Origin of the sequence: Pseudonocardia nematodicida (assembly GCF_040105385.1) — a bacterium.
GTDB classification, from domain to species: Bacteria; Actinomycetota; Actinomycetes; order Mycobacteriales; family Pseudonocardiaceae; genus Pseudonocardia; species Pseudonocardia nematodicida.
This window is the reverse complement of the sequence record NZ_JBEDNQ010000011.1, coordinates 22,532-46,875: the sequence shown is the minus strand read 5'-3', so window position 1 is coordinate 46,875 and position 24,344 is coordinate 22,532. Positions and strand designations below refer to the sequence as shown.

General features: G+C 73.6%; 23 protein-coding genes and 1 pseudogene. 16 read left to right on the top strand and 8 right to left on the bottom strand.

Going from position 1 to position 24,344, the window contains the following annotated elements; all coding sequences use genetic code 11:
- The first annotated feature begins 173 nt into the window (after positions 1 to 173).
- The 5 genes and pseudogenes from WIS52_RS24000 (at position 174) to WIS52_RS23985 (ending at position 2,109) form a co-directional block, all read left to right on the top strand.
- Complete coding sequence (locus WIS52_RS24000; protein ID WP_349300615.1) at positions 174 to 623, top strand: universal stress protein; 450 nt, start codon at positions 174 to 176, stop codon at positions 621 to 623.
- Between the two features lie 45 nt (positions 624 to 668).
- Positions 669 to 869 carry a hypothetical protein gene (locus WIS52_RS23995; protein ID WP_349300614.1) on the top strand — a complete coding sequence of 67 codons (201 nt, stop codon included), beginning with the start codon at positions 669 to 671 and terminating at the stop codon, positions 867 to 869.
- Positions 800 to 1,258, top strand: a complete 459-nt coding sequence (locus WIS52_RS23990) for a DUF1579 family protein (RefSeq protein ID WP_349300852.1) — start codon at positions 800 to 802, stop codon at positions 1,256 to 1,258. Before WIS52_RS23995 ends, WIS52_RS23990 begins: the two co-directional genes overlap by 70 nt.
- A 34-nt stretch (positions 1,259 to 1,292) precedes the next feature.
- Positions 1,293 to 1,811, top strand: a pseudogene (locus WIS52_RS31785) (arylamine N-acetyltransferase family protein); the annotation flags it as partial.
- A 31-nt stretch (positions 1,812 to 1,842) separates the two neighbouring features.
- A complete protein-coding gene (locus WIS52_RS23985) occupies positions 1,843 to 2,109 on the top strand; it encodes an arylamine N-acetyltransferase (protein ID WP_349300851.1) in 267 nt (88 codons plus the stop codon).
- A 66-nt stretch (positions 2,110 to 2,175) separates the two neighbouring features.
- Here the strand turns inward: WIS52_RS23985 and WIS52_RS23980 are convergent, their stop codons facing one another.
- The 7 genes from WIS52_RS23980 to WIS52_RS23950 are packed head-to-tail and all read right to left on the bottom strand — an operon-like array spanning position 2,176 to position 8,599.
- Positions 2,176 to 2,616, bottom strand: a complete 441-nt coding sequence (locus WIS52_RS23980) for a metal-sulfur cluster assembly factor (protein WP_349300613.1) — start codon at positions 2,614 to 2,616, stop codon at positions 2,176 to 2,178.
- A complete protein-coding gene (sufU, locus tag WIS52_RS23975) occupies positions 2,613 to 3,095 on the bottom strand; it encodes a Fe-S cluster assembly sulfur transfer protein SufU (protein ID WP_349300612.1) in 483 nt (160 codons plus the stop codon). Before sufU ends, WIS52_RS23980 begins: the two co-directional genes overlap by 4 nt.
- A 2-nt stretch (positions 3,096 to 3,097) precedes the next feature.
- A complete protein-coding gene (locus WIS52_RS23970) occupies positions 3,098 to 4,393 on the bottom strand; it encodes a cysteine desulfurase (RefSeq protein ID WP_349300611.1) in 1,296 nt (431 codons plus the stop codon).
- Between the two features lie 2 nt (positions 4,394 to 4,395).
- A complete protein-coding gene (gene sufC, locus WIS52_RS23965) occupies positions 4,396 to 5,160 on the bottom strand; it encodes a Fe-S cluster assembly ATPase SufC (protein WP_349300610.1) in 765 nt (254 codons plus the stop codon).
- A 25-nt stretch (positions 5,161 to 5,185) separates the two neighbouring features.
- The gene (gene sufD / locus WIS52_RS23960; protein ID WP_349300609.1) at positions 5,186 to 6,373 is read right to left on the bottom strand and encodes a Fe-S cluster assembly protein SufD; all 1,188 of its coding nucleotides are present in this window, start codon (positions 6,371 to 6,373) and stop codon (positions 5,186 to 5,188) included.
- Entirely contained in the window at positions 6,370 to 7,806 is a 1,437-nt protein-coding gene (gene sufB / locus WIS52_RS23955) for a Fe-S cluster assembly protein SufB (RefSeq protein ID WP_349300608.1), read from the bottom strand. Before sufB ends, sufD begins: the two co-directional genes overlap by 4 nt.
- Complete coding sequence (locus WIS52_RS23950) at positions 7,790 to 8,599, bottom strand: helix-turn-helix transcriptional regulator (protein ID WP_379611948.1); 810 nt, start codon at positions 8,597 to 8,599, stop codon at positions 7,790 to 7,792. The genes sufB and WIS52_RS23950 overlap by 17 nt, the downstream gene beginning before the upstream one ends.
- A 167-nt stretch (positions 8,600 to 8,766) precedes the next feature.
- On the opposite strand from WIS52_RS23950, the gene mptB reads away from it, so the two are divergent.
- From mptB to WIS52_RS23900, 10 genes are all read left to right on the top strand, one after another.
- Positions 8,767 to 10,464: a polyprenol phosphomannose-dependent alpha 1,6 mannosyltransferase MptB gene (gene mptB / locus WIS52_RS23945; RefSeq protein WP_349300607.1), complete on the top strand. Its 1,698-nt coding sequence runs from the start codon at positions 8,767 to 8,769 to the stop codon at positions 10,462 to 10,464.
- Entirely contained in the window at positions 10,461 to 11,372 is a 912-nt protein-coding gene (locus WIS52_RS23940) for an ABC transporter ATP-binding protein (protein WP_349300606.1), read from the top strand. Before mptB ends, WIS52_RS23940 begins: the two co-directional genes overlap by 4 nt.
- A 74-nt stretch (positions 11,373 to 11,446) precedes the next feature.
- Positions 11,447 to 12,163 (top strand): ABC transporter permease, encoded by a 717-nt coding sequence (locus WIS52_RS23935; RefSeq protein ID WP_349300849.1) that lies wholly within the window; start codon positions 11,447 to 11,449, stop codon positions 12,161 to 12,163.
- Positions 12,164 to 12,298: 135 nt separating this feature from the next.
- Positions 12,299 to 13,456 (top strand): DUF418 domain-containing protein, encoded by a 1,158-nt coding sequence (locus tag WIS52_RS23930; RefSeq protein ID WP_349300605.1) that lies wholly within the window; start codon positions 12,299 to 12,301, stop codon positions 13,454 to 13,456.
- Between the two features lie 27 nt (positions 13,457 to 13,483).
- Complete coding sequence (locus WIS52_RS23925; protein WP_349300604.1) at positions 13,484 to 14,470, top strand: COX15/CtaA family protein; 987 nt, start codon at positions 13,484 to 13,486, stop codon at positions 14,468 to 14,470.
- A 164-nt stretch (positions 14,471 to 14,634) separates the two neighbouring features.
- Positions 14,635 to 15,654, top strand: coding sequence for a LolA family protein (locus tag WIS52_RS23920; RefSeq protein WP_349300603.1), 1,020 nt, complete (start codon positions 14,635 to 14,637; stop codon positions 15,652 to 15,654).
- A complete protein-coding gene (locus tag WIS52_RS23915) occupies positions 15,651 to 16,622 on the top strand; it encodes an ABC transporter ATP-binding protein (protein WP_379611945.1) in 972 nt (323 codons plus the stop codon). The genes WIS52_RS23920 and WIS52_RS23915 overlap by 4 nt, the downstream gene beginning before the upstream one ends.
- A complete protein-coding gene (locus WIS52_RS23910) occupies positions 16,619 to 17,464 on the top strand; it encodes an ABC transporter permease subunit (protein ID WP_349300602.1) in 846 nt (281 codons plus the stop codon). The genes WIS52_RS23915 and WIS52_RS23910 overlap by 4 nt, the downstream gene beginning before the upstream one ends.
- Before the next feature lie 23 nt (positions 17,465 to 17,487).
- Complete coding sequence (locus WIS52_RS23905; RefSeq protein ID WP_349300601.1) at positions 17,488 to 18,462, top strand: quinone oxidoreductase family protein; 975 nt, start codon at positions 17,488 to 17,490, stop codon at positions 18,460 to 18,462.
- Between the two features lie 151 nt (positions 18,463 to 18,613).
- Positions 18,614 to 20,659 carry a S9 family peptidase gene (locus WIS52_RS23900; RefSeq protein WP_349300600.1) on the top strand — a complete coding sequence of 682 codons (2,046 nt, stop codon included), beginning with the start codon at positions 18,614 to 18,616 and terminating at the stop codon, positions 20,657 to 20,659.
- A 95-nt stretch (positions 20,660 to 20,754) separates the two neighbouring features.
- On the opposite strand, the gene WIS52_RS23895 is transcribed toward WIS52_RS23900, so the two are convergent.
- Positions 20,755 to 21,636, bottom strand: a complete 882-nt coding sequence (locus WIS52_RS23895) for a heme o synthase (RefSeq protein WP_349300847.1) — start codon at positions 21,634 to 21,636, stop codon at positions 20,755 to 20,757.
- Between the two features lie 573 nt (positions 21,637 to 22,209).
- Here WIS52_RS23895 and tkt point away from each other — a divergent pair.
- Complete coding sequence (gene tkt, locus WIS52_RS23890) at positions 22,210 to 24,336, top strand: transketolase (RefSeq protein ID WP_349300599.1); 2,127 nt, start codon at positions 22,210 to 22,212, stop codon at positions 24,334 to 24,336.
- Positions 24,337 to 24,344 lie beyond the last annotated feature (8 nt).

Here is a 24,344-nt window from a genome sequence, read left to right as displayed (position 1 = left end):
CGCGCGTTCTGCGGATCACCGCTCGGATGACGGGGCCGGGCGCGACATGCCGGCGAAAGGGCTACTGTTCGCCGCCACCTGGGCGTGTAGTCGAACGTCCGGACGTAGTAGCGTCGCGATGCTGCTCAGTGTCGAGGACCGCTCGGACGGTTCGCTCCCCCACGGAGGCCGCCATGCCCGCGTACCGGACCATCGTCGTCGGCACCGACGGCTCGTCGACCTCGTTCGCCGCCGTCGAACGCGCGGCCGGGGTCGCCGCCGACAGCGACGCCACCCTCGTCGTCGTCTCGGCCTACACCCCGGCGAGCCGGGAGGACACCGCCGCCGCCGAGGACGCGCTCAAGGGCGAGGCGCACCTCGTCACCGGCTGGACCCCGGCCGAGGAGGCGCTGCGCGAGGCGGCCGACCGGGCGGCGAGGGCCGGCGCGCGGAAGGTGACCACGCACGCCGAGGACGGTGCCCCGGTCGACGTGTTGCGCAAGGCCGTCCGGGACCACCACGCCGACCTGCTGGTCGTCGGCAACCGCGGCCTGAACACCTTCTCCGGACGGCTGCTCGGCTCCGTCCCGGCGGACGCGACCCGGCGGGCAGGCGTCGACGTGCTGGTCGTGCACACGACCTGATCCACGCCCCTGTACGCCCGCATTGCGACTCGCAATACTCAGCGGATGGCCGAGACCGCGCGGAGCTTCTCCCCACCGATCGTGGTGCGTCACGGCGCTCCCGGCGCGGAACCGCCGGTGCTGGTCAACGGGCGCCGCTCGGCGGGGCACGCCCGCCTCGACGTCCTGGCCGGCGACTGGACGGTGGACAAGGAGGCCTACATCGCCGGGGGCACGGAGAGGATCCGCTCCGGTCGGAGGGTCTGACCACGCACCGGGAGTGGGTCGCCGGTGACCGGTTCCTCGTCGACACCACGACCGGGCAGCTGGCGGGCGCGCCGTACTACCGGATGGGCGTGCTGGGCTACTCCAACGTCGACGACCGCTACGAGTGGAACACCGTCGACGGGATCAACGCCACGATGATGACCTACAAGGGCGCCCCGGGGAGCGGGACGCGACCGGTCATCTCGATGGAGGGCGTGTTCACCGACCAGGGCGCACTGGGCGAGGAGACGATCGGGCTGTCCGTCGTGCAGCGCACCGAGATCGTCGTCACCGACGCCGACCACCACGTGATCGACATCCACGTCACCCCGCCGGGCGGGCGGGAGTTCCTGGCCGACCACGGCGTCTACACCCGGATCTCTCCTTGACCTGAACCCAGCTCCAACTCGCATAGTGTGCGTCATGAGCACCCCGTCGACCGTCGCCCACCTGAACCGCATCGGCGTCGAGCCGGCCGCTCCGGACCTCGCGCTGCTGCGCCGGATCGTTCGCGGACACGTCGCGTCGATCCCGTTCGAGAACCTGGACCCGTTCACCGGCGTCGAGCCGCCGACCGGTGGTCCGGAGATCGCCGCGAAGCTGGTGCACGGTCGTCGCGGAGGCTGGTGCTTCGAGCACAACCGGTTGCTGCACGACGTCCTGGAGGACCTCGGCTACCGGGTCACGCCACTGATCGGCCGGGTCCGGCTCGGGCTGGGCGACGACGCCCCGCCGACCTCCCGCACCCACCGGCTGACGCTGGTCGAGACCGCCGAGGGCCGCTACGTCGCCGACGTCGGGTTCGGCGGCACGGTCCCGGTCGCACCGCTGCCACTGGAGATCGGCACCGTCACGACGACCGCGCACGGCGAGCACCGGTACCTGCGCGACGGCGACGTCTGGACCCTGCAGCGCCGCGGGGAGGGCGACTGGACGAGCCAGTACACCTTCCGACCTCGTCGCGGCGCCGGAGATCGACTACGAGATGGGGTCCTGGTATCTGGTGCACCACCCCGGGTCCGGATTCCGCAACGGGCTGGTCGCGGCGTTCTCGGCCGGCGACCAGCGCGCCACGCTCGACGGGGCCCGGCTCACCGTCCGCCCCGTCGGCGGGCCGGCCGAGCGGCGCGACCTGGAGTCGCCCGCCGCGGTCCGCGCGGCGCTGGAGGACGTGTTCGGGATCGACACCTCGGCCGTCGCGGGGCTGGAGGGCCGCATCGCGCAGGCGCACTTCTCCTGACGGAGCCCGGGCACACGTCGAGCCGGGCCCCGCGGAGGAACCCGGCTCGATCGGTGTCGCGGTGGATCAGACGCGGAAGCCCAAGGCGCGCAACTGCTCCCGGCCGTCCTCAGTGATCTTCTCCGGACCCCACGGCGGCATCCAGACCCAGTTGATCCGGATGTCGTTCACCAGGCCGCCGTCCGGCCCGGCGGTGAGCGCGGAGCGGGTCTGCTCCTCGATCACGTCGGTCAGCGGGCAGGCGGCCGAGGTCAGGGTCATGTCGATGACGGCGGTGTCGCCGTCCCGGTCGATGCCGTAGACGAGACCCAGGTCGACGACGTTGATGCCCAGCTCGGGGTCGACGACGTCCTTCATCGCCTCCTCGAGCGCCTCGGCGGTCGCGCCGTCGCCGGCGGCCGCCGCCGGCGACTCGGGCATCCCCGCGGCGCCCCGCACGACGCCGTCGGCCTCGTCGGTGGTGGCGGTGTTCTCTGTAGTGGCGGTGTGCTCGGTGGTCTCGCTCATGCCGGAGCTCCTCCGGTCGTCGTCTCTGCGGTCGTGTTCGTGATCGTGGCATCCGTGCGGGACACGGCGTCCTTGAACGCCATCCAGCCCAGCAGAGCACACTTCACCCGGGCCGGGTACTTGGCGACGCCGGCGAAGGCGACACCGTCGCCGATGACGTCCTCGTCCGGCTCCACCTGGCCCCGCCCCTGGGCCATCTCCTGGAACGACGCCATGATCTTCCACGCGTCCCCGACGGCCCGGCCGACGAGCAGGTCGTGCAGCACCGACACCGAGGCCTGGCTGATCGAGCAGCCCAGCGTCTCGTAGGAGACGTCGGTGATCGTGTCCGCGTCGACCTTGACCCGCAGGGTCACCTCGTCGCCGCAGGTGGGGTTCACGTGGTGGGTCTCGGCGTCGTAGGGCTCGCGCAGGCCGGACCCGTGCGGGTCGCGGTAGTGGTCCAGGATGATCTCCTGGTACATCTGCTGCAGCTGCACTGTCACACCGTCCCGAAGAACTTCTGGGCCGCCCGTACGCCGTCGGCGAGCGCGCTGACCTCGTCGAGGGTGTTGTACACCGCGAACGACGCCCGGGCGGTGGCGACTATTCCGAACCTGCGGTGCAGCGGCCACGCGCAGTGGTGCCCGACCCGGATCGCGACGCCGCGGTCGTCGAGCACCTGGGACAGGTCGTGGGCGTGGATGCCGTCCACGACGAACGACACCGCTCCCCCGCGCTCCTCGGCGCCCGTGGGCCCGACGATCCGCAGCCCGTCGATCTCCGACAGCTGCTCCAGTGCCGCCGCGGTGAGCGCGTGCTCGTGCGCGGCGACGGCGTCCATGCCGATCTCCGACAGGTAGTCGACCGCCGCGCCGAGCCCGACGGCCTGCGAGGTCATCGGTACGCCGGCCTCGAACTTCTGCGGCGGCGGGGCGTAGGTGGAGCCCTCCATCCGCACCAGCTCGATCATCGACCCGCCGGTGAGGAACGGCGGCAGCGCCTCGAGCAGCTCCCGGCGCCCCCAGAGCACGCCGACCCCGGAGGGGCCGAGCATCTTGTGCCCGGAGAACACCGCGAAGTCGACGCCGAGGGAGTGCAGGTCGACCGGCATGTGCGGCACCGACTGGCAGGCGTCGAGCACGACGAGCGCACCCACCGCGCGGGCCCGCTCCACCAGCTGCGCCACCGGCGCCACCGCACCGGTCACATTGGACTGGTGGGTGAAGGCGACGACCTTCGTCCGGTCGGACAGCTGCAGCGAGTCCGGGGCGATGCGGCCGTCGTCGGTCACCGAGTACCAGCGCAGGGTCGCCCCGGTCCGGCGGCACAGCTCCTGCCAGGGCACCAGGTTGGCGTGGTGCTCCAGCTCGGTGACGACGACCTCGTCCCCCGGTCCCAGCGCGAACCGCTCGGAGGCGGCGTCGAGCCCGGTCCGGATCGAGGCGTTGCCCAGCCCGTAGGCGACGAGGTTGATGCCCTCGGTCGCGTTCTTGGTGAACACGACCTCGTCGAACGATGCGCCGACGAACGCCGCGATGCGTGCCCGGGCGGACTCGTAGGCGTCGGTGGCCTCCTCGGCGAGCTGGTGCGCGCCCCGGTGGACGGCGGCGTTGTGCCGCTCCAGGAACGCGCGCTCGGCGTCGAGCACCTGGCGCGGCCGCTGGGAGGTCGCGCCGGAGTCGAGGTAGACCAGCGGACGGTCCTCGCGCACGGTGCGCCCGAGGATCGGGAAGTCCGCCCGGATCCGGGGGACGTCCAGTATGGACGTCGCCCCGGCTCCGTGGGTGAGGGTCATGCTCAGACCGCCGCTGCAGCCTTGGTGAACCGCACGTAGCCGTTCTTCTCGAGCTCGTCGGCCAGCTCCGGGCCGCCCGACTCGACGATCCGGCCGCCCGCGAACACGTGCACCTTGTCCGGGGTGATGTGGTTCAGGATCCGGGTGTAGTGCGTGATCAGCAGAACGCCGGTCTCGCCGCCCTCCCGGTACCGGTTCACGCCCTCGGAGACGACGCGCAGGGCGTCGACGTCGAGGCCGGAGTCGGTCTCGTCCAGCACGGCGAACCGCGGCTTGAGCAGGTCGAGCTGCAGCACCTCGTGGCGCTTCTTCTCGCCGCCGGAGAAGCCCTCGTTCACCGAACGGTCGGCGAAGGACGCGTCGATGTCCAGGTCGGACATCGCCTGCTTGACCTCCTTGACCCAGGTGCGCAGCTTCGGCGCCTCACCGCGGGTGGCGGTGGCCGCCGTCCGCAGGAAGTTCGCCATCGACACGCCCGGGACCTCGACCGGGTACTGCATGGCCAGGAACAGCCCGGCCCGCGCCCGCTCGTCGACCGTCATCTCCAGGACGTTCTCGCCGTCCAGGAGCACCTCGCCGGAGGTGACCGTGTACTTCGGGTGCCCGGCGACGGCGTAGGCGAGCGTGGACTTGCCCGAGCCGTTCGGGCCCATGATCGCGTGCGTCTCACCCGCGCGGACGGTGAGGTTCACCCCGCGCAGGATCTCCTTCGGACCGTCCTCGGTCTCGACCGAGGCGTGCAGGTCCTTGATCTCCAGAGTGGACATGATCTCTTTCCGTGGTGGGGGTGGCTCAGACGCCGGTGATCGCGAGCTCGGCCTCGACGGCCGCCTCGAGGCGCTCACGCAGCTCGGGGAGCGGGATCTTGTTGAGGATCTCGCCGAAGAACCCGCGGACGACCAGGCGCCGCGCGGTCTCCTCGGGGATGCCGCGGCTGCGCAGGTAGAACAGCTGCTCGTCGTCGAACCGGCCGGTGGCGCTGGCGTGGCCGGCGCTCACGATCTCGCCGGTCTCGATCTCCAGGTTCGGGACCGAGTCGGCGCGGGCGTGCTCGGTGAGCACCAGGTTCCGGTTGAACTCGAACGTCTCGGTGTTCTCGGCCGCGGCCCGGATCAGCACGTCGCCGATCCACACCACGTGCGCCGAGTCCTTCGGGTCGTTGCTCTGCAGCGCGTTCTTGTAGAGCACGTTCGACCTGCAGTTCGGCACCGCGTGGTCGACCAGCAGCCGCTGCTCGAGGTGCTGGCCGGCGTCGGTGAAGGCCAGGCCGAGCAGCTCGGCGTCGCCACCGGGGCCGGTGTACTGGATCGTCGACGAGACCCGCACCAGGTCGCCGCCGAGCTGCACGGCGGTCCCGCGCAGCGTGGCGTCGCGGCCGATCCGGTAGTGCTCGGCGCCGACGTGCACCGCGTCGTCGGCCCACTCCTCGGTGACGACCAGGGTCAGCTGGGAGCCGTCGGCCAGCACGATCTCGGTGTTGTCGGCCAGCGCGCCCGACCCGCGGTGCTCGACCGCGACCGTCGCCTGCGTGTGCGGCGTGGTGCGGATGTGCAGGTGGCCGGCCGCCGTCGCGCCCTCGCCGGGGCCCTCGACGGTGATCGTCACCGGGTCCGGAGTCCCGTCCAGGGTCACCACGGTGGCCTCGGTGAACGCCGACCACGCCGCCGCGGCGACCCGGTCGAACGGCGTGCCGCCCTCACCGAGCCGCGCGTCGTCGCGACCGACGGTCTCGACCGTGACACCCGCCGTCTCGGTGACCGAGACGCGGGTCTTCCCGTCGAACGCCGCGGAGCCGTCGTGCAGCCCGCGGATCCGGCGCAGCGGGGTGAACCGCCAGTTCTCCTCGCGCCCGCCCGGGACCTCGAAGGCCTCCACGTCGAACGACTGGAACCGCTCGCCCGCAGAGGCGATCGGCACCTCGCCCTGGCCCTCCTTGGCGCCCTTCAGTTCAGGCGCGAGGCCAGCAACGTCACTCGTCATCCGACGGAACCCTCCATCTGCAGCTCGATCAGCCGGTTCAGCTCCAGCGCGTACTCCATGGGCAGCTCGCGGGCGATCGGCTCGACGAACCCGCGCACCACCATGGCCATCGCCTCGTCCTCGGTCAGACCGCGGCTCATCAGGTAGAAGAGCTGGTCCTCGGAGACCTTGGAGACGGTGGCCTCGTGCCCCATCGACACGTCGTCGTTCCGGATGTCGACGTAGGGGTAGGTGTCCGACCGCGAGATCGTGTCCACCAGCAGCGCGTCGCACTTCACCGTCGAGCGGGAGTTCTTCGCGCGCGGGTTGACCTGGATCAGGCCGCGGTAGGACGTCCGGCCGCCGCCACGGGCCACCGACTTCGAGATGATCGTCGACGACGTGTTCGGCGCCAGGTGGACCATCTTCGCGCCGGCGTCCTGGTGCTGGCCCTCGCCTGCGAACGCGACCGAGAGGACCTCGCCCTTGGCGTGCTCGCCCATCAGCCACACGGCCGGGTACTTCATGGTCACCTTGGAGCCGAGGTTGCCGTCGACCCACTCCATGGTCGCGCCCTCCTCGGCCTTGGCGCGCTTGGTGACCAGGTTGTAGACGTTGTTCGACCAGTTCTGGATCGTGGTGTAGCGGCAGCGGCCGCCCTTCTTGACCACGATCTCCACGACGGCCGAGTGCAGCGAGTCGGTCTTGTAGATCGGCGCGGTGCACCCCTCGACGTAGTGCACGTAGGCACCCTCGTCGACGATGATCAGCGTCCGCTCGAACTGGCCCATGTTCTCGGTGTTGATCCGGAAGTAGGCCTGGAGCGGGATGTCGACGTGCACGCCCGGCGGCACGTAGATGAACGACCCGCCGGACCAGACCGCGGAGTTCAGCGCGGAGAACTTGTTGTCACCGCTCGGGATGACCGAGCCGAAGTACTCCTTGAACAGCTCCGGGTGCTCCTTGAGGGCGGTGTCGGTGTCCAGGAACACCACACCCTGCTCCTCCAGGTCCTCGCGGATCGAGTGGTAGACGACCTCGGACTCGTACTGCGCCGCGACACCGGCGACCAGGCGGGCCTTCTCGGCCTCCGGGATGCCCAGCTTGTCGTAGGTGTTCTTGATGTCCTCGGGCAGGTCCTCCCAGGAGGCGGCCTGCTTCTCCGAGGAGCGCACGAAGTACTTGATGTTGTCGAAGTCGATCCCGGACAGGTCGGAGCCCCAGCGCGGCATCGGCTTCTTGCCGAAGATGTCGAGCGCCTTCTGGCGGAACTCGAGCATCCACTCGGGCTCGTCCTTCAGGCGGGAGATGTCGGCGACGACCTCGGAGGAGAGGCCACGCTTCGCGATGGCACCCGCCTCGTCGGAGTCGGCCCAGCCGAAGTCGTACCGGCCGAGCGCCGCGATCGTCTCCTCCTGGGTGAGCTCGGTGCGCACTTCAGGAGTGGTCGTCATTCGGGACTGCCTCCCTTTCGGGGACCGTGATGGAAACGGGCCCGTCGTCGACGGACCTGTCCTCTTGCCGTACCCGCGGGAGGAGTTCGGGATCCTCGAGCGGGACGTGTGTGGTGCACGCGGCGTCGCCGCGCGCGATCGTCGCCAGCCGCTGCACGTGCGTGCCCAGCAGATCCGCGAAGGCGCGGGTCTCGGCCTCGCAGAGCTCCGGGAACTCGGTGGCGACGTGCGCCACCGGGCAGTGGTGCTGGCAGAGCTGCACCCCGAACCCGCCGCGGCGGGTCTGCGCAGCGTAGCCACGGGCGCTGAGCACCCGGGCGAGCGCCTCGGCGCGGTCCTGCGGGGTCCCGGGCGCGGTCACCACGTCCCGGTCCGGCCCCAGCAGGTCGTGCACCCGCTGCCGGGCGAACGCGTCGACGGCCTTCTCCCCCGCCTGCTGGGCGAGGAAGCGCAGGGCCGACGTGGCCAGGTCGTCGTAACCGTGGCCGAACCGGACCCGGCCGGAGTCGGTGAGCAGGTACTCCTTCGCCGGCCGGCCGCGGCCGCGCGGACGGCCGGACCGGGCGGGCGCCCGGACCTCCGCCTCGCCGTCGGCGATCAGCGCGTCGAGGTGCCGGCGGACGGCCGCCTCGGTGAGCCCGAGCTCGCCGGCGACGCCGGCGGCGGCCACCGGGCCCTGCTCCATGAGCACCCGGGCCACCTCGGCACGGGTGCTCCGGCCGGATCCGCCCAGCACGACGTCGGACGCATGCCCGAAGGCAGGGTCCTCGTGCGTGGCGCGGTCCGTTTTCACAACACCAGTGTTGCGGATATCCCGGCATCCGGCAAAACCGGCCCCCGGCGTCGTGATCGGCGTCACCCGTGGCGGGCCGTCGGAGCGCCCGTATCGCACCGTCCCGCCGCCGGTGGAGGAGGACCGGGGCCCGCCGACGCGCGACCCCACGGCTAACCTCACCGACCATGGTGACGCCCGAGGTCGCCCCGGCCGGGCGCGACGAGACTGCGACGCGCGCCGAGCACGTCCCCGGCGGGGCCGGCGCAACCGGTGCGCGTTCCGACACCGGCGCCCCCGCCGCCGGTGCGCTCGGTGCCGGCGCCCGTTCCGCCACCGCCGACGGCCCGGACGAACCGCCCCGGCGCACGGTCCGCCGGGGCCTGCGCGAGCAGGCCCGGATCGCCCGGATCCTCGGACTGACCGGCGCGATCCTCATGGGCATCAGCGCGTTCGGGTCGGGCGCCTTCCCTGCCCCCAACCCGCTCAACGGCCTGCGCCTGATCGGGCTGCCCGCCCGCAACGTCACCCTGGCCATCGCGGTCACCTACGCGGGCCTGCTGATGGTCGTCACCGCCTGGCTGTGGATCGCCCGGATGCTCACCCGGCGCGGCGCACGCCACCCCGCACCCGAGCGCCGCGAGCTCACCCGCACCGCGCTGCTGTGGGGCCTGCCGCTGGCACTGGCACCGCCGATGTTCTCCAAGGACATCTACAGCTACCTCGCGCAGAGCGCGACGCTCGCCCGCGGGATCGACCCGTACACGATCGGCCCCGCCCAGGCGCTGGGGATCGACGACCCGCTGGTCAGCGGCATCCCGACGGTCTGGCGGGACACACCGGCCCCGTACGGCCCGCTGTTCCTGGGTCTCGGCCGGATCATCACCGCGCTGTCCGGCCACGACGTCGTGCTCGGGATCATGGAGCACCGGATCCTGGCGCTGCTCGGCGTCGCACTGCTGGTGTGGGTGCTCCCCCGGCTCGCCGCCCGGTTCGACCTGGACGCCGGCCTGGTGCTCTGGCTCGGCGCCGCGAACCCGCTGGTGCTGTTCCACATGGTCAGCGGCATCCACAACGAGTCGATCATGATCTCGCTGATGCTGCTGGGCCTCTACGTGATGCTCGGGCGCGACGACTCGGTCCAGCCCTGGTGGAAGATCACCCTGGGTGCCGCGATCATCGTCGCGGCGGCGTCGGTGAAGCTCCCCGCGCTGCTGGCGCTCGGCATGGTCGGCGTCTATCTGATCACCAAGCGGGGCGGCAGGCTCGTCGACTGGGTGGTGATGACGGCCTGGCTGTCCGCCGTCGCCGGGGTGGGATTCACCCTCGTCAGCTGGGCCACCGGGATGTGGTTCAACTGGCTCCAGGGGCTGTCCGCGCCGAGCCTGATCCTCAGCTGGATGTCGGTCAGCACCGACCTGGGCCTGATCGCCGGCCAGCTCGGCCGGGTGTTCGGCCTCGGCGACCACACCTGGTCGACGCTCGAGCTCACCCGCGGGCTGTTCTGGGTCCCGATCGTCGCGATCGTGCTGTGGCTGCTGCTGGCCTGCCTGCGCGGCCGGGTGGACCCGGTCACCGCCACCGGGGCCGGGCTGGGCGCGGTCGTGCTGCTCGGGCCCGTCGTGCACCCCTGGTACCTGTTCTGGGCGCTGCTGCCGCTGGTCGCGACGCGCGCGATGCCCCGCTACCGGCGGGCGATGCTGCTGCTCTCGGCGTTCCTCGCCCTGGTGGTGCCGCCGACCGGTGCGGACTTCATCTTCCGCGGCTTCCAGCTGCCGCTCGCGATCATCGCCGGACTGGTGATGTTCGCGATCTCGCTGCTGGTGGTGCGCCATCTGCTGCGCGCCCCCGAGCCGTCCACCGGCAGTCCCGCGGCGGTCTCGTGAGCGCGCCGCTGGAGGTCCGTGACCTCGTCGTCCGCTACGGCTCGACGACGGCGGTGCAGGGCATCGACCTGGACCTGGCCCGTGGCGAGGTCCTGGCCCTGCTGGGGCCGAACGGGGCCGGGAAGTCGAGCACGATCGAGGTCTGCACGGGCTTCCGCGCGCCCGACGGCGGGTCCGTCTCGGTGCTCGGGCACGCCCCCGGCGACGAGGCCGTCCGGCCGCGGGTCGGGGTCATGCCGCAGGGCGGTGGCGCCTACCCGGCCGTGAAGACCGGCGAGATGCTGCACCTGGTCGAGGCCTGCGCGGCGCACCCGATCGACGCGAACTACCTGATCGACGTCCTCGGGCTGCGGCCCCGCGCCGGGACCCCGTACAAGCGGCTCTCCGGCGGCGAGCAGCAGCGCCTCGCGCTGGCCTGCGCCGTCGTCGGACGGCCCGAGCTGGTCTTCCTCGACGAGCCCACCGCCGGGCTCGACCCGCAGGCCCGGCACCTGGTCTGGGACCTGATCCGCGCGTTGCGCCGGGACGGCGTCGGGGTGCTGCTCACCACCCACCTGATGGACGAGGCCGAGCAGCTCGCCGACGACGTCGTGATCATCGACCGGGGCCGGGTCGTCGCGCACGGCACACCGGCCCAGCTCACCGCCGGCGACCAGACCGAGCTGCGGTTCCGCGCCCGGCCCGGGATGGACACCGCCGGCCTCGACGCCCGGCTGCCCACCGGCTACGCCACCAGCGAGACCGGCCCGGGCCGCTACCGGGTGCAGGGCCGGATCGACCCGGGCGCGCTGGCCGCGATCACCTCGTGGTGCGCCGACCAGGGCGTGCTGGCCGACGACGTCCAGGTCGTGCGCCGCAGCCTGGAGGACGTCTTCCTCGACCTCACCGGACGGGAGCTGCGCTCGTGAGCGACCGGCACGACCCGTTCCCGTTCCCGCGCGGGACCTTCACCCCCGATCCGGGTGCCGGTGCCCCGCTGAACATGCTGCGCGCGCAGGCCGGGCTGGAGGCACGGCTCGCGCTGCGCAACGTCGAGCAGGTGCTGCTCACGCTGCTCATCCCGGCCGCCCTGCTGATCGGGCTGACTCTGGTGCCGGTGCTGCCGGTGCCGGGGCCCCGGATCGACACGGTGTTCCCGGCGATGCTCGCGCTGGCGATCATGAGCTCGGCGTTCACGAGCCAGGCGATCGCGCTCGGGTTCGACCGCCGCTACGGCGCCCTGCGCCGGTTGGCCGCGACGGCGATCCCGCGCTGGCTGCTCGTCGCCGGCCGGCTGGTCGCGGTCGCGGTGGTCGTCGTCGTGCAGGTGGTGCTGCTCGCGCTGCTCGCCCTGGTCCTGGGCTGGACCCCGGCGGACACCCGGCTGGACGGCGCGCTGCTGGCGGTGGTCCTCGGCGCGGCCGCGTTCGGGGCGCTGGGCATCCTGCTCGGCGGGACGCTGCGCGCGGAGATCGTGCTGGCCGTCGCGAACGTCGTGTGGTTCGTGCTGCTGATCGCCGGCGGGATCCTGGTCCCGGTCGCCGACCTGCCGGGCCCGCTCGCGGCGGTGGCCGGGTGGCTGCCGTCCGGGGCGCTGGCCGAGGCGCTGCGGGCCTCGCTCTCCGACGGGTCCTTCCCGCCGGTCGGGTCGCTGCTGGTGCTGCTCGGGTGGGCGGTCGCGGCCGGGCTGCTCGCGGCCCGGACGGTGCGCTGGCGCTGAACCGCCCCCGGGCATCCACCGATCGGTTACCCGATTCGTGACTTCCGGGGGATACGCCCGGTCTCCTCGGCCGCCACGCTCGGTGGTAGCTCGTCGGATCCGATCCGGCGACACCACCGAGAAGGGCACCGATCGATGTCGCACGAGACCACCCGGGCACCCCGGCCCGGCACCGAGCGCAGGATCGCGCCGGACCTGGCCCGCGGGATGATGCTGCTGCTGATCGCGATGGCCTACGCCGGCGTCTACGTCGGCGCCCCGTTCGGCACGCTGGTCACCGGGGCGTCGCCGGTGGACCGGATCGCGGCCGTGCTCACCACGCTGTTCCTGGACAACCGGGCGTTCCCGATGTTCGCGATCCTCTTCGGGTACGGGCTGGCCTGGTCGGTCGCCCGCGCCCGGGCCGGGGGCGTCGACGAGCGGGAGAGCCGCCGGCTGGTGCGGCGGCGCGGGCTGTTCCTGGTGCTGTTCGGCCTGGTGCACGCGATCCTGGTGTTCCCCGGGGAGATCCTCGCCGCCTACGGCCTTGCGGCGCTGCTGACCGGGTGGATGCTGTTCCGCCCGGACCGGACGCTGCGCCGGGCCGCCGGGTGGTTCGCCGCGCTGTACGCCGTGGCCGTCCCGGCCGGGATGATCGGTCTCTGGTCGCTGCACGCCGACGGCGCGACCCCGGAGATGGTGGCCGGCTACGGCACCCTGGCCGACTGGGCCGTCCGGATCGTGGGCGCCCCGGTCACCCCGCTCTACATCGGGCTCGTCTACCCGCTGTTCCTGCTGGTCGTGCTCGGCTACCTGGCCGCCCGGGCGGGCCTGCTCGACGGTCCCGGCGCGCACCGCGGCACGCTGGTCCGGATCGCCGTCGGCGGGGTCGCGGTCTCCGTGCTGGGCGGGCTCCCCGTGGCGCTGACGGTGACCGGGGTGCTCGCTCCGGGCCTCGTCGCGGGTGGGCTGCTGCTGGCAGTGCAGGTGCTGACCGGGGTCGCCGGCGGTGCCGGGTACGCCGCGGCGTTCGCGCTGCTGGGCCTGCGGCTGCAGGGCTCACCCGGGACGGTGTCGCGGGCCGTCGCCGCGATGGGCCGACGGTCGCTGACGTTCTACCTGCTCAACTCGGTGCTCGTCGCGGTCGTGCTGCATCCGGAGCTCGGCGGGGTGGGCGAGCACGTCGGGAACGCGGGGGCACTGCTCACCGCGACGGCCGTGTGGCTGTTCTCGCTGCTGCTCGCCACCCGGCTGGAGGCGCACGGCCGTCCGGGACCCGCCGACGCGGTGCTGCGCAGGCTGGTGCACCGGTGACCGGACCGTCCTTCTACCATTCGTAGTGTGTCGGGTCTCCTCAACCGCGTGCCGTCCACCCCGCTGGTGCTGATGCGCCGGCTGGCGATCGCGAACCTGATCGCGCAGATCGGGATCGGCGTGACCGGCTCGGTCGTCCGGGTGACCGGTTCCGGGCTGGGCTGCTCGACGTGGCCGCAGTGCGAGCCGGGCAGCATGGTTCCCGTCGCGCACGCCGAGATCGCGCCGCTGCACATGTGGATCGAGTTCGGCAACCGGCTGCTCGGCGTCGTCGTGGTGCTGGCCGCGGGGATCTGCCTGCTCGGTGCGCTGTTCACCCGCCCCCGGCGACGCCGGCTCACCGCGCTGGCGCTGGCGATGCCGCTCGGGGTCGTCGCGCAGGCCGTCATCGGCGGGATCACCGTGCTGCTGGGCCTGGCCTGGTGGACGGTGATGCTGCACTTCCTGGCCTCGATGGTGCTGGTGTGGTTCGCCGTCCTGCTGGTCGCCGCGGCCGGCGAGTCCGACGACCCGCCCGGGTTCACGATCCCGTCCGCCGGACGCGGGCTGGTGCTGTTCTCGACCGCCGTGCTCGCCGCGCTGCTGGTGGCCGGGACGCTGCTCACCGCGGCCGGCCCGCACGCCGGGGACCCGGACACCCCGCGGCTCGACGCCGACATCCCCGGGCTCGCGCACCTGCACTCCGGGCTGCTCTACCTCTACCTCGGCGCCCTGGTGGGCGTGGGCTTCCTGATCCGCGCGACCGCCGGGCCCGCCACGCTGTGGCGGCGGTACTGGGTGCTCGTCGCCGTCGTGCTGGCCCAGGGGGTGCTGGGCGCCGTGCAGTACGCCCTCGGCGTGCCGGAGCTCCTGGTGTCGCTGCACGTGCTGGGCGCCGGGCTCGTCACCGCCGCCGCGTCCTGGGTCTGGGCGGGGACGACGACGCGGCCCGCCCCGCTCCCGCCCGCGCCGGCCCCGGCGTCGGTGGACGGCGCCGCCGCCGAGCGTCCGCTCGCCACCGCCGACCGGAGCTGACGGCCCGGCGCCCTCGCCGGCGGCGGGAACGACCGCATCGCGGTGCCGGGCACCGGTTCCGGTGGGCACCCGCCCGGCGCCCACCGGCCGCGTCCCGGCGCTCCTCGTCACAACGGCCACGCGCGACCCTGCACGTGCACCCGCACATACGGCACCCTGGACCCATGCGCTCCCGATCCCCCGCCCGGCTGCGCCGTGGTGGCATCGCCGTCGCGGTCGTCGCCGCGCTGGTCGTCGCGCTCACGGCCGGGATGGTCGCCACCCGCGCCTCGGCCGCACCGCAACCTCCCCCGGTCACCCCCGAGGACCTCGTCGCCTCGGTGATCGAGGCGGAGCCGGTCGCGCTGGCCGGCGCCGTCGCCGTCGACAACGGGCTCGGTCTGCCCGCGATCCCCGGGGCCCCCGGCGAGGCGCTCGCCGACGGCACCTCCACCGCGCGCGTCTGGTCCGACGGGCAGGGCCGCACCCGGCTCGCGCTGCCCCGGCCCGACGGCGAGCGCACCTACGTGCGCGACGGCGAGCAGACCTGGGCCTACGACTCGGCCGACCGCACCGCCACCCGGATCCCGGGCCGCGGCACGGATCGCGACGGTGCCGCGCCGGACCCGGCCCGGCTGTCGGGCGAGATCGTGCAGAAGCTCCGCGCCACGAGCACGGTCGCCGTCGACGAGACCGCCGAGGTCGCGGGCCGCGCGACCTACACCCTGGTCCTCGCCCCGCAGCCCGGCGAGCGCACGGTGCTGCGCGAGATCCGGGTCGCGGTCGACGCCGAGACCCGCACCCCGCTGCAGCTGACCGTGCTCGGCACCGGCGCCGCCCCGGTGCTGCAGGCCGGCTTCACCGACGTCACGTTCGGGCCGCAGGACCCGTCGCTGTTCACCTTCACCCCGCCGCCGGGATCGACGGTCCAGGAGAAGTCGCCGGGGACGGGCGCGAAGCCCGGGCACGCGGGTGAGCGGCCCTCCGTCGTCGGCGAGGGCTGGGACGCCGTCGTCGTCGGCGAGATCCCCGCAGACCCGCAGCAGCGGCAGGGCCTCGCCGCGCTCGGCACCCCGGCGTCCGGGGCCTGGGGCAGCGGGCGGCAGATCACCACGAACGCCGGCTCCGCGATCCTGACCGACGACGGCCGCGTCGCCGCCGGCGCGGTCGCGCCGGACGTGCTCGGGGAGGCACTCGGCCGGTGACCGGAACCGGAACCCGCACGACCGCCGCACGCTCCGACACCGCCCTGGAGGAACCCGCCCGGCCCGCCGCCCGCGTCCGGGACCTGCGCAAGGTCTTCGGCTCCACCGTCGCGGTGGACGGCGTCGACCTCGACGTCCCGGCCGGGTCGGTGTTCGGGATGCTCGGCCCGAACGGCTCGGGCAAGACCACCCTCATCCGGATGCTGCTCGGCCTGACCCGGCCGACGTCCGGGACCGTTGAGCTGCTCGGCCGTCCCGTACCCGACGGGCTCACTGCGACGCTGCCCGACGTCGGCGCGCTGGTCGAGGGTCCCGGGTTCCACCCGTTCCTGTCCGGGCGGGAGAACCTGCGCCGGGTCGCGGCCACCGAGCCGCGGCTGTCGTCGTCGCAGATCCGGCCCGCCGTGTCCGACGCCCTGGAGCGGGTCGGGCTCGCCCCCGCGGCCGGCCGCCGCTTCCGCGGCTACTCGCTGGGCATGAAGCAGCGGCTCGGGCTGGCCGCGGCGCTGCTGGTGCCGCGCCGGCTCGTCGTGCTCGACGAGCCCACCAACGGGCTCGACCCGGCCGGCACCCGGGAGATCCGCGCGGTCGTCTCCGACCTGCGGGCCTCCGGCGCATCAGTGATCCTCTCCTCGCACCTGCTGTCCGAGGTGGAGGCGGTCTGCTCGCACGTGGCGGTGCTCAAGGCCGGGTCGCTGGTGGCCTCCGGCGAGCTGGGCCGGCTGCTGGACGCCGTCGCCGGGGGCTGGGAGATCGAGACCACCGACCCCGACGGCGCACTGCGGACGCTGCGCGCGGAGGGCGCAACGGCCCGCCCGGACGGCTCCGGGGTGCTGGTCGAGGACGGGCCGGAGGCCCCCGTGCTGTTCGCCGCGCTGGTCCGCGCCGGGGTACCGGTGCACGGGCTGCGCCGCCGCCGTCCGGACCTGGAGGAGCTGTTCACCCGGATCACCGAGGAGGGCCCGTGACCGCCCCCGCTCCCCCGCGGTCGGTGTCCTGGACCCGGCTGCTCGGTGCCGAGCTGCGCTGGGTGCTGCGCCGGCCCCGCACGCTGGTGATGCTGGCCCTGCTGGCCGCGGTGCCGATGCTGATGGCGATCGGGATCGTGCTGTCCGACCGGCCCCGGCGCAGCCTGCTGTCCGAGGTCGCCGGCAACGGCCTGACCCTGCCGGTGGCGGCGCTGTCGATCCTGCTCACCCTGCTGCTGCCGCTGGCGGTGGCCGTCGCGTCCGCGGACGCGATCGCCGGCGAGTCGCAGCACGGCACCCTGCGCGGGCTGCTGCTGGCGCCGGTCGGGCGGCTGCGGCTGGTCGCGATGAAGGCGTTCGGGGTGCTGGTCGTCGCCGCGCTCGCGGTCGCCGTCGTGACCCTGTCCGGGGTGATCGCGGGCTGGCTGCTGATCGGGCCACCGGCGGTGCCGGGCGGCGGCGGCGCGCTGCTGACCATGTCCGGCTCGGTGCTGCCGCTGTCCGACGCGGCCGGCCGGCTGCTGCTCGTCGCGGGCTGGACGCTGGTCCAGCTCGCCGCCGTCGGCGCGGTCGCGCTGGCCGTCTCGGCGTTCACCGAGCACCCCCTGGTGGTGCTGTCCTCGGTGCTCGGCGGGCTGATCCTGTTCGGGGTGCTCGCGGCGATCCCGGCGCTGGAGCCGATCCACCCGTGGCTGATCACGACCGGCTGGGACGCCGCCGCGGACGTCCTGCGCGACCCGATCCCGCTCGACGCGCTGTGGCGCAGCACCCTGGTCGCTGCCGGGTACCTGGTCGCCGGCGGGGCGGTGCTCGTCGCGCGGATGCTGCGGCGCGACGCCTGAGCGTCTCGGGCATGATCGCGCCCATGCGTGCAGTACAGGTGAGGCAGCCGGGCGGGCCGGACGTGCTCGACGTCGTCGACGTCGACGAGCCGGTGGCGGGCCCGGGCGAGGTGCTGGTCGAGGTCGCCGCGGCGGGGGTCAACTACATCGACACCTACCAGCGCGAGGGCATCTACCCGATGGAGACGCCCTACGTGCCCGGCCTGGAGGGAACCGGCCGGGTGACGGCGCTCGGCGAGGGCGTGGACGGCGTCGCGGTCGGCGACCGGATCGCCTGGGCCGAGACGCTGGGCAGCTACGCCGAGCGCGTCGCCGTGCCGTGGGCCAAGGCGGTGCCGGTGCCCGAGGGCGTCGCCGACGACGTCGCCGTCGGTGCCCTGCTGCAGGGCATGACCGCGCACTTCCTCATCAACGACACGTTCCCGCCGGCCGGCGGGGAGACGATCCTGCTGCACGCGGCCGCGGGCGGGGTGGGGCTGCTGCTCACCCAGCTGGCGACGGCGAAGGGCGCGCGCGTCATCGCGACGACGTCGACACCCGAGAAGGCCGAGCTGGCCCGCGCGGCCGGCGCCACCGACGTGATCGACTACTCGGACGTCGACGACGTCGCCGCGGCGGTCCGCGAGCTCACCGGCGGCGCGGGCGTGCACGCGGCCTTCGACAGCGTCGGGAAGACCACCTTCGACGCCAGCCTCGCCTCGCTGCGCCCGCGCGGCATGCTGGTGCTCTACGGCGCGGCGTCCGGTCCGGTGCCGCCGTTCGACCCGCAGCGGCTCAACGCGGCCGGGTCGGCGTTCCTGACCCGGCCCAAGCTGTTCGACCACGTCGCCACGACCGGGGCGCTGCGCGACCGGGCCGCCGCGGTGTACGGCGAGGTCGCCGCCGGACGTCTCGACGTCCGGATCGGGCACACCTACCCGCTGGAGTCGGCACGCACCGCGCACGAGGACCTGCAGGGCCGGCGCACCACCGGGAAGCTGCTGCTCCTGCCGTCCTGACCGCGCCGAGCCCCGCCCCGCCCCGCCCCGCCGCGCCGCGCCTCCTGCCACCCCTGCACGAGCGGACCCTTCGTGGCACATGTCCGCACGAACGGTCCGCTCGTGCAGCAGCCCGTGGGACCGGGCGGGCGCGGAGTGCTATGAACCCGGGGTGCCGACCGACGATCCGATCGATCCGACCCCGTTCCACGACCTCGACGCCTACGTCGCGCTCCCCCGGCTGTCCGGACTCGCGCTGTCCCCGGACGGCGGACGCCTGGTGACCGGCGTCGCCGAGCTGGAGCCCGACGGGACCCGATACCGCAGCGCGCTGTGGCAGATCGACCCGTCGGGCTCCGAACCGGCGCGCCGGCTGACCCGCGGCGGGGCCGGCGAATCCGGTCCGGTGTTCACCCCGGAGGGCGATCTCCTCTTCCGCTCGGCGCGGCCCGACCCGGACTCCGCCACCGACGCGGACGGCCCGGCCGCGCTGTGGTTGCTCCCAGCCGGCGGTGGGGAGGCCCGGCCGCTGGGCACCCGCGCGGGCGGGATCAGCGACGTCGCGGTCGCCCGTGGGTCCGGGACGGTGGTGGCGTCCGCACCGACGCTGCCCGGTTCCGTCACCGGCGAGGACGACGAGCGCCGCCGCACCGCCCGATCGGACGCGAAGATCTCGGCGATCCTGCACGCCGGCTACCCGGTGCGGCACTGGGACCACGACCTCGGTCCGGCCGAGAACCGGCTGCTCCTCGCCGCCCCCGGTGCGGAGCCGGCGTCCTGGACCGACCTGACCCCGGAGCCCGGGCGGGCGCTGGACGAGGCCTCCTACGACGTCTCCCCCGACGGCGGGTGCGTGGTCACCGGCTGGTCCCGCGCCTACGGCCACGGCTCCTGGCGGCCCGGGATCGTCGCGATCGACACCGCCACCGGAACCCGGCGTGACCTGCTCCTCGATCCCGGTCACGAGTACTCCGGGCCGCGGATCAGCCCGGACGGGCGGACCGTCGTCGCGCGCCGGGAGTCGGTGTCCACACCGGACACCGCACCGCGGGTCGACCTGGTCGTCGTACCGCTCGAGGGCGGGGAGCCGCGGCCCGTCGCCCCGGGCTGGGACCGCTGGCCCTCGGCGGTCCGCTGGACCGCCGACTCGTCCGCGTTGATCGTCACCGCCGACGAGGACGGCCGCGGGCCGCTGTTCCGGATCGACCTCGGGGCCGGGCCCGGTGCCGACTCCGTCACGCGCCTGACCGGCGACCGCGGCTGCTACACCGACCCGTGCCCGTCGCCGGACGGGCGGTGGGTCTACGCGCTGCGCAACGCCGTCGACGCCGCACCCGCCCCCGTCCGGGTCAGCGCGACCGCCCCGGACTCCACCCCCGAGGCGTTGCCCGGCCCGGCGACGGCGCCGCAGCTGCCCGGCACGCTGACCGAGGTGGAGGCCGCCGCGTCGGACGGGACCCGGCTGCGCGGCTGGCTCGTCCTGCCCTCCGGCGCCGGCCCGGACGCACCCGCCCCGCTGCTGCTGTGGATCCACGGCGGGCCGCTGGCCAGCTGGAACGCCTGGGCCTGGCGGTGGAACCCGTGGCTGATGGCGGCCCGCGGCTATGCGGTGCTGCTGCCGGATCCCGCGCTGTCGACCGGGTACGGGCAGGGGTTCATCCAGCGCGGCTGGGGGCAGTGGGGTGGCGCGCCCTACACCGACCTGATGGCGGTGACCGACGCCGCCGTCGCCCGTCCGGAGATCGACGAGCGCCGGGTGGCCGCGATGGGCGGCTCGTTCGGGGGCTACATGGCGAACTGGGTCGCCGGGCACACCGACCGGTTCGCCGCGATCGTGACCCACGCCAGCCTGTGGGCACTGGACCAGTTCGGCCCGACCACCGACCACGCCGAGTACTGGCTGACCGAGATGACCCCGGAGATGGCCGAGGCGAACAGCCCGCACCGGCACGCCGACGCGATCGTCACGCCGATGCTGGTGATCCACGGGGACAAGGACTACCGGGTCCCGATCGGCGAGGGCCTGCGGCTCTGGTGGGACCTGGTGTCCCGGCAGGCCGACCCGGAGGCGAACCCGCACCGGTTCCTGTACTTCCCGGACGAGAACCACTGGATCCTCGCGCCCCGGCACGCGGTCCTCTGGTACGAGACGGTGCACGCCTTCCTGGCCGTGCACGTCCTGGGCGGGAAGTGGGAGACCCCCGACCTGCTGCGCTGACCCCCGTCCGTGTCCTCACTCATGACGCTTCAGTTCGGCATTACCGAACTGAAGCGTCACGAGTGGGACGGCCGGAGGCCGGAAGCGGGGCGGGCTCAGAAGAGGAGCGGGAGGCCCAGGGCGGCGTCGACGGCGATCGCGGCGAACAGCACGCACAGGTACAGGTTCGACAGGTGGAACAGCGGCATCGGCGAGACCTCGCCGCCGGCCTTGACGTCGGCGTGCAGCCGGTGCGCCTTGTAGATGAAGTAGGCACCGCCGAGCAACGCGACGGCGAGGTAGACCCAGGACGTCGCGGGCAGCAGGAGCAGGCTCCAGGCCACCATCACCCAGCTGTAGACCACGATCCGCACCGAGACCGCCGGCGCCGGCGCGACGACCGGCAGCATCGGCACCCCGGCCGCGGCGTAGTCCTCGCGGTAGCGCATCGCCAGCGCCCAGAAGTGCGGCGGCGTCCAGAAGAAGATCACGCCGAACATCACCAGCGCGGGCCAGCCGACCTCGCCGGTCACCGCCGCCCAGCCGATCACCACCGGCATGCAGCCGGCGGCACCGCCCCAGACGATGTTCTGCGACGTCCGCCGCTTCAGCACCAGTGTGTAGACCAGCACGTAGAACGCGATGGCGGCCAGCGAGAGCGCCGCGGCCAGCCAGTTCGTCGTCCACGCCAGCCAGGCCGAGCTGAGCGCGGCCAGCACCAGACCGAAGATCAGCGCGTTCCGGGTCGGGACCTGACCACGGGCCAGCGGACGCCGGGCGGTGCGGGTCATCTTCTGGTCGATGTCGGCGTCGACGACGCAGTTGAGCGCGTGCGCCGCGGCCGCGGCCATCGCGCCGCCGAGCAGCGTCGCGATCATCAGCCACACCGACGGGATCCCGCGCTGGGCGAGGAACATCGCCGGCACGGTGACGACCAGGAGCTGCTCGATGATCCGCGTCTTGGTCAGGCCGAGATAGGCCTGCACGGTCGCCCGCATCCGGGCGAGGCGTCCGGCGGGTGCCGGGAGCGCAGGTGCCGGAACCGCGGCGGGCTCCGGGGAGACCGGGGCCTGCTGCGCGGCCGCCGGGGGCGCCACAACCGTCTCCGGCTGCGCGACGTCGACGGCCTCGCTCCGCCTGGACGCGGGTGCGCTCACCTGTTCGTACCTCGCTCGGCTCGGAGTTCGTGCTTCTCCGCGCCGATGCGGTGTCGAAGGACCGGCACGAAGCTGGGGAACCGGGCGCCCGGGGTGGCCGGAGGGCCCGAGTTCTACAGCGCGTCGATGCTAACCGGTGGCATGTGTGCCAGGGCGGCGGGGTACACGGCGGGGGGCCGTCCGGCACCGCTGCTCGTCCCGTCGGTGCCTCCCTCCGGCGTCACCGCCGAGGAATCCGGCAAACCCGCAGGCACCGCCCCATACGCAGTAGGGTGGCGCGCGCCGGGTGATCCGGGCCGCGGCGCAGCGGTCCGGCGTGCCCCGGCAGTGTCGTGTGCCACCGGTGCCCGGCCTGCCGGGCGCCGATCACCGGCGCTGCCCGTCACACGCGATGCGAGTACAGGAGCCACCGCCTTGTCCGAGACCGTCACGTCCCCGCACGCCGGCGAGGCCGCCGTCGCCGCGCTCACCCGCGCGCACGTGCCCGACGACTGGACCGACCTGGACCGCAAGGCCGTCGACACCGTCCGGGTGCTCGCCGCGGACGCGGTGCAGAAGTGCGGCAGCGGGCACCCGGGTACCGCGATGAGCCTCGCCCCGCTGGCCTACACGCTGTTCCAGCGGGTCATGACGCACGACCCCGCCGACCCGGACTGGATGGGCCGCGACCGGTTCGTCCTCTCCGCCGGGCACTCGTCGCTCACCCTCTACATCCAGCTCTACCTCGCCGGCTACGGCCTGGAGCGCTCCGACCTCGAGTCGCTGCGCACCTGGGGCTCGCTCACCCCGGGCCACCCGGAGTACGGCCACACCCGCGGCGTCGAGATGACCACCGGTCCGCTGGGCCAGGGCCTGTCGTCGGCGGTCGGGATGGCGATCGCGTCCCGCCGCGAGCGCGGCCTGTTCGACCCGGACGCCCCCGAGGGCGCCAGCCCGTTCGACCACCAGATCTACGCGATCGCCTCGGACGGCGACATCGAGGAGGGCGTCACCTCCGAGGCGTCGTCGCTGGCCGGTCGCCAGGAGCTGGGCAACCTCACGGTGATCTACGACGCCAACGAGATCTCGATCGAGGACGACACCAACATCGCCCTCAACGAGGACACCGCCAAGCGCTACGAGGCCTACGGCTGGCACGTCCAGGTCGTCGACGGCGGCGAGAACGTCACCGGCATCCTGGCCGCGCTGGAGGCCGCGAAGGCCGAGACCGCGCGCCCGTCGATGATCGTGCTCAAGACCGTCATCGGCTTCCCCTCGCCGAACAAGATGAACACCGGCGCCGCGCACGGCTCGGCCCTGGGCGACGACGAGGTCCGCGCGGTCAAGGAGGCGCTGGGCTTCGACCCGGACCAGGACTTCGAGGTCGACGACGACGTGCTCAAGCACACCCGGGCCGTCGGCGAGCGCTCCCGCGCGGCGCACGACGCCTGGCAGGGCACCTTCGACGAGTGGGCGCAGCGCGAGCCGCAGCGCAAGCAGCTCCTGGACCGGCTGCTCGCCAAGCAGCTCCCCGAGGGCTGGGCGGACAGCCTCCCCGCGTTCGACGTCGACGAGAAGGGCATGGCGACCCGCAAGGCGTCGGGCGCGGTGCTCGCCGCCGTCGCCGACGTGCTGCCGGAGCTCTGGGGCGGCTCGGCCGACCTGGCCGAGTCGAACAACACGACCATGAAGGGCGTCGACTCCTTCGGGCCGAAGGACTCCGCGACCGGGATGTGGAACGCCACCCCGTACGGCCGCACGCTGCACTTCGGCGTCCGTGAGCACGCGATGGGCGCGGTCCTCAACGGCATCGCGCTGCACGGCCCGACCCGCGCCTACGGCGGGACGTTCCTGGTCTTCTCCGACTACATGCGCCCGGCCGTGCGGCTGGCCGCGCTGATGAAGGCCAACCCGGTCTACGTCTGGACGCACGACTCGATCGGCCTCGGCGAGGACGGCCCGACCCACCAGCCGATCGAGCACATGGCGGCGCTGCGTGCCATCCCGGGCCTGTCCGTGGTCCGGCCCGGCGACGCCAACGAGACCGTCCACGCCTGGAAGACCGCCCTGGAGCGGCCGGACGGCGGCCCGGTCGGTCTGGCGCTGACCCGGCAGAACGTGCCGACGCTGCCCGGTACCTCCGCCGAGGGCGTCGCCCGTGGCGGCTACGTGCTGGCCGACGCCTCGTCCGGCGTCCCGGAGGTCGTGCTCATCGCCACCGGGTCCGAGCTGCACCTCGCGGTGGCGGCGCGGAAGATCCTGGAGGCCGAGGGCGTCGGTACCCGTGTGGTGTCCATGCCGTGTGTCGAGTGGTTCGACGCCCAGGACGAGGCGTACCGCGAGTCGGTCCTGCCGTCCGCGGTGAAGGCCCGGGTCTCGGTCGAGGCCGGCATCGCGATGCCGTGGCACCGGTTCGTCGGCGACGCCGGCCGCTCGGTGTCCATCGAGCACTTCGGCGCCAGCGCCGACGCGGCCACCCTGTTCGAGAAGTTCGGCTTCACCGCCGACGCCGTCGCCGCGGCCGCACGGGACAGCGTCGCCGCGGCAGGCAAGAGCTCCTGAACGCCACG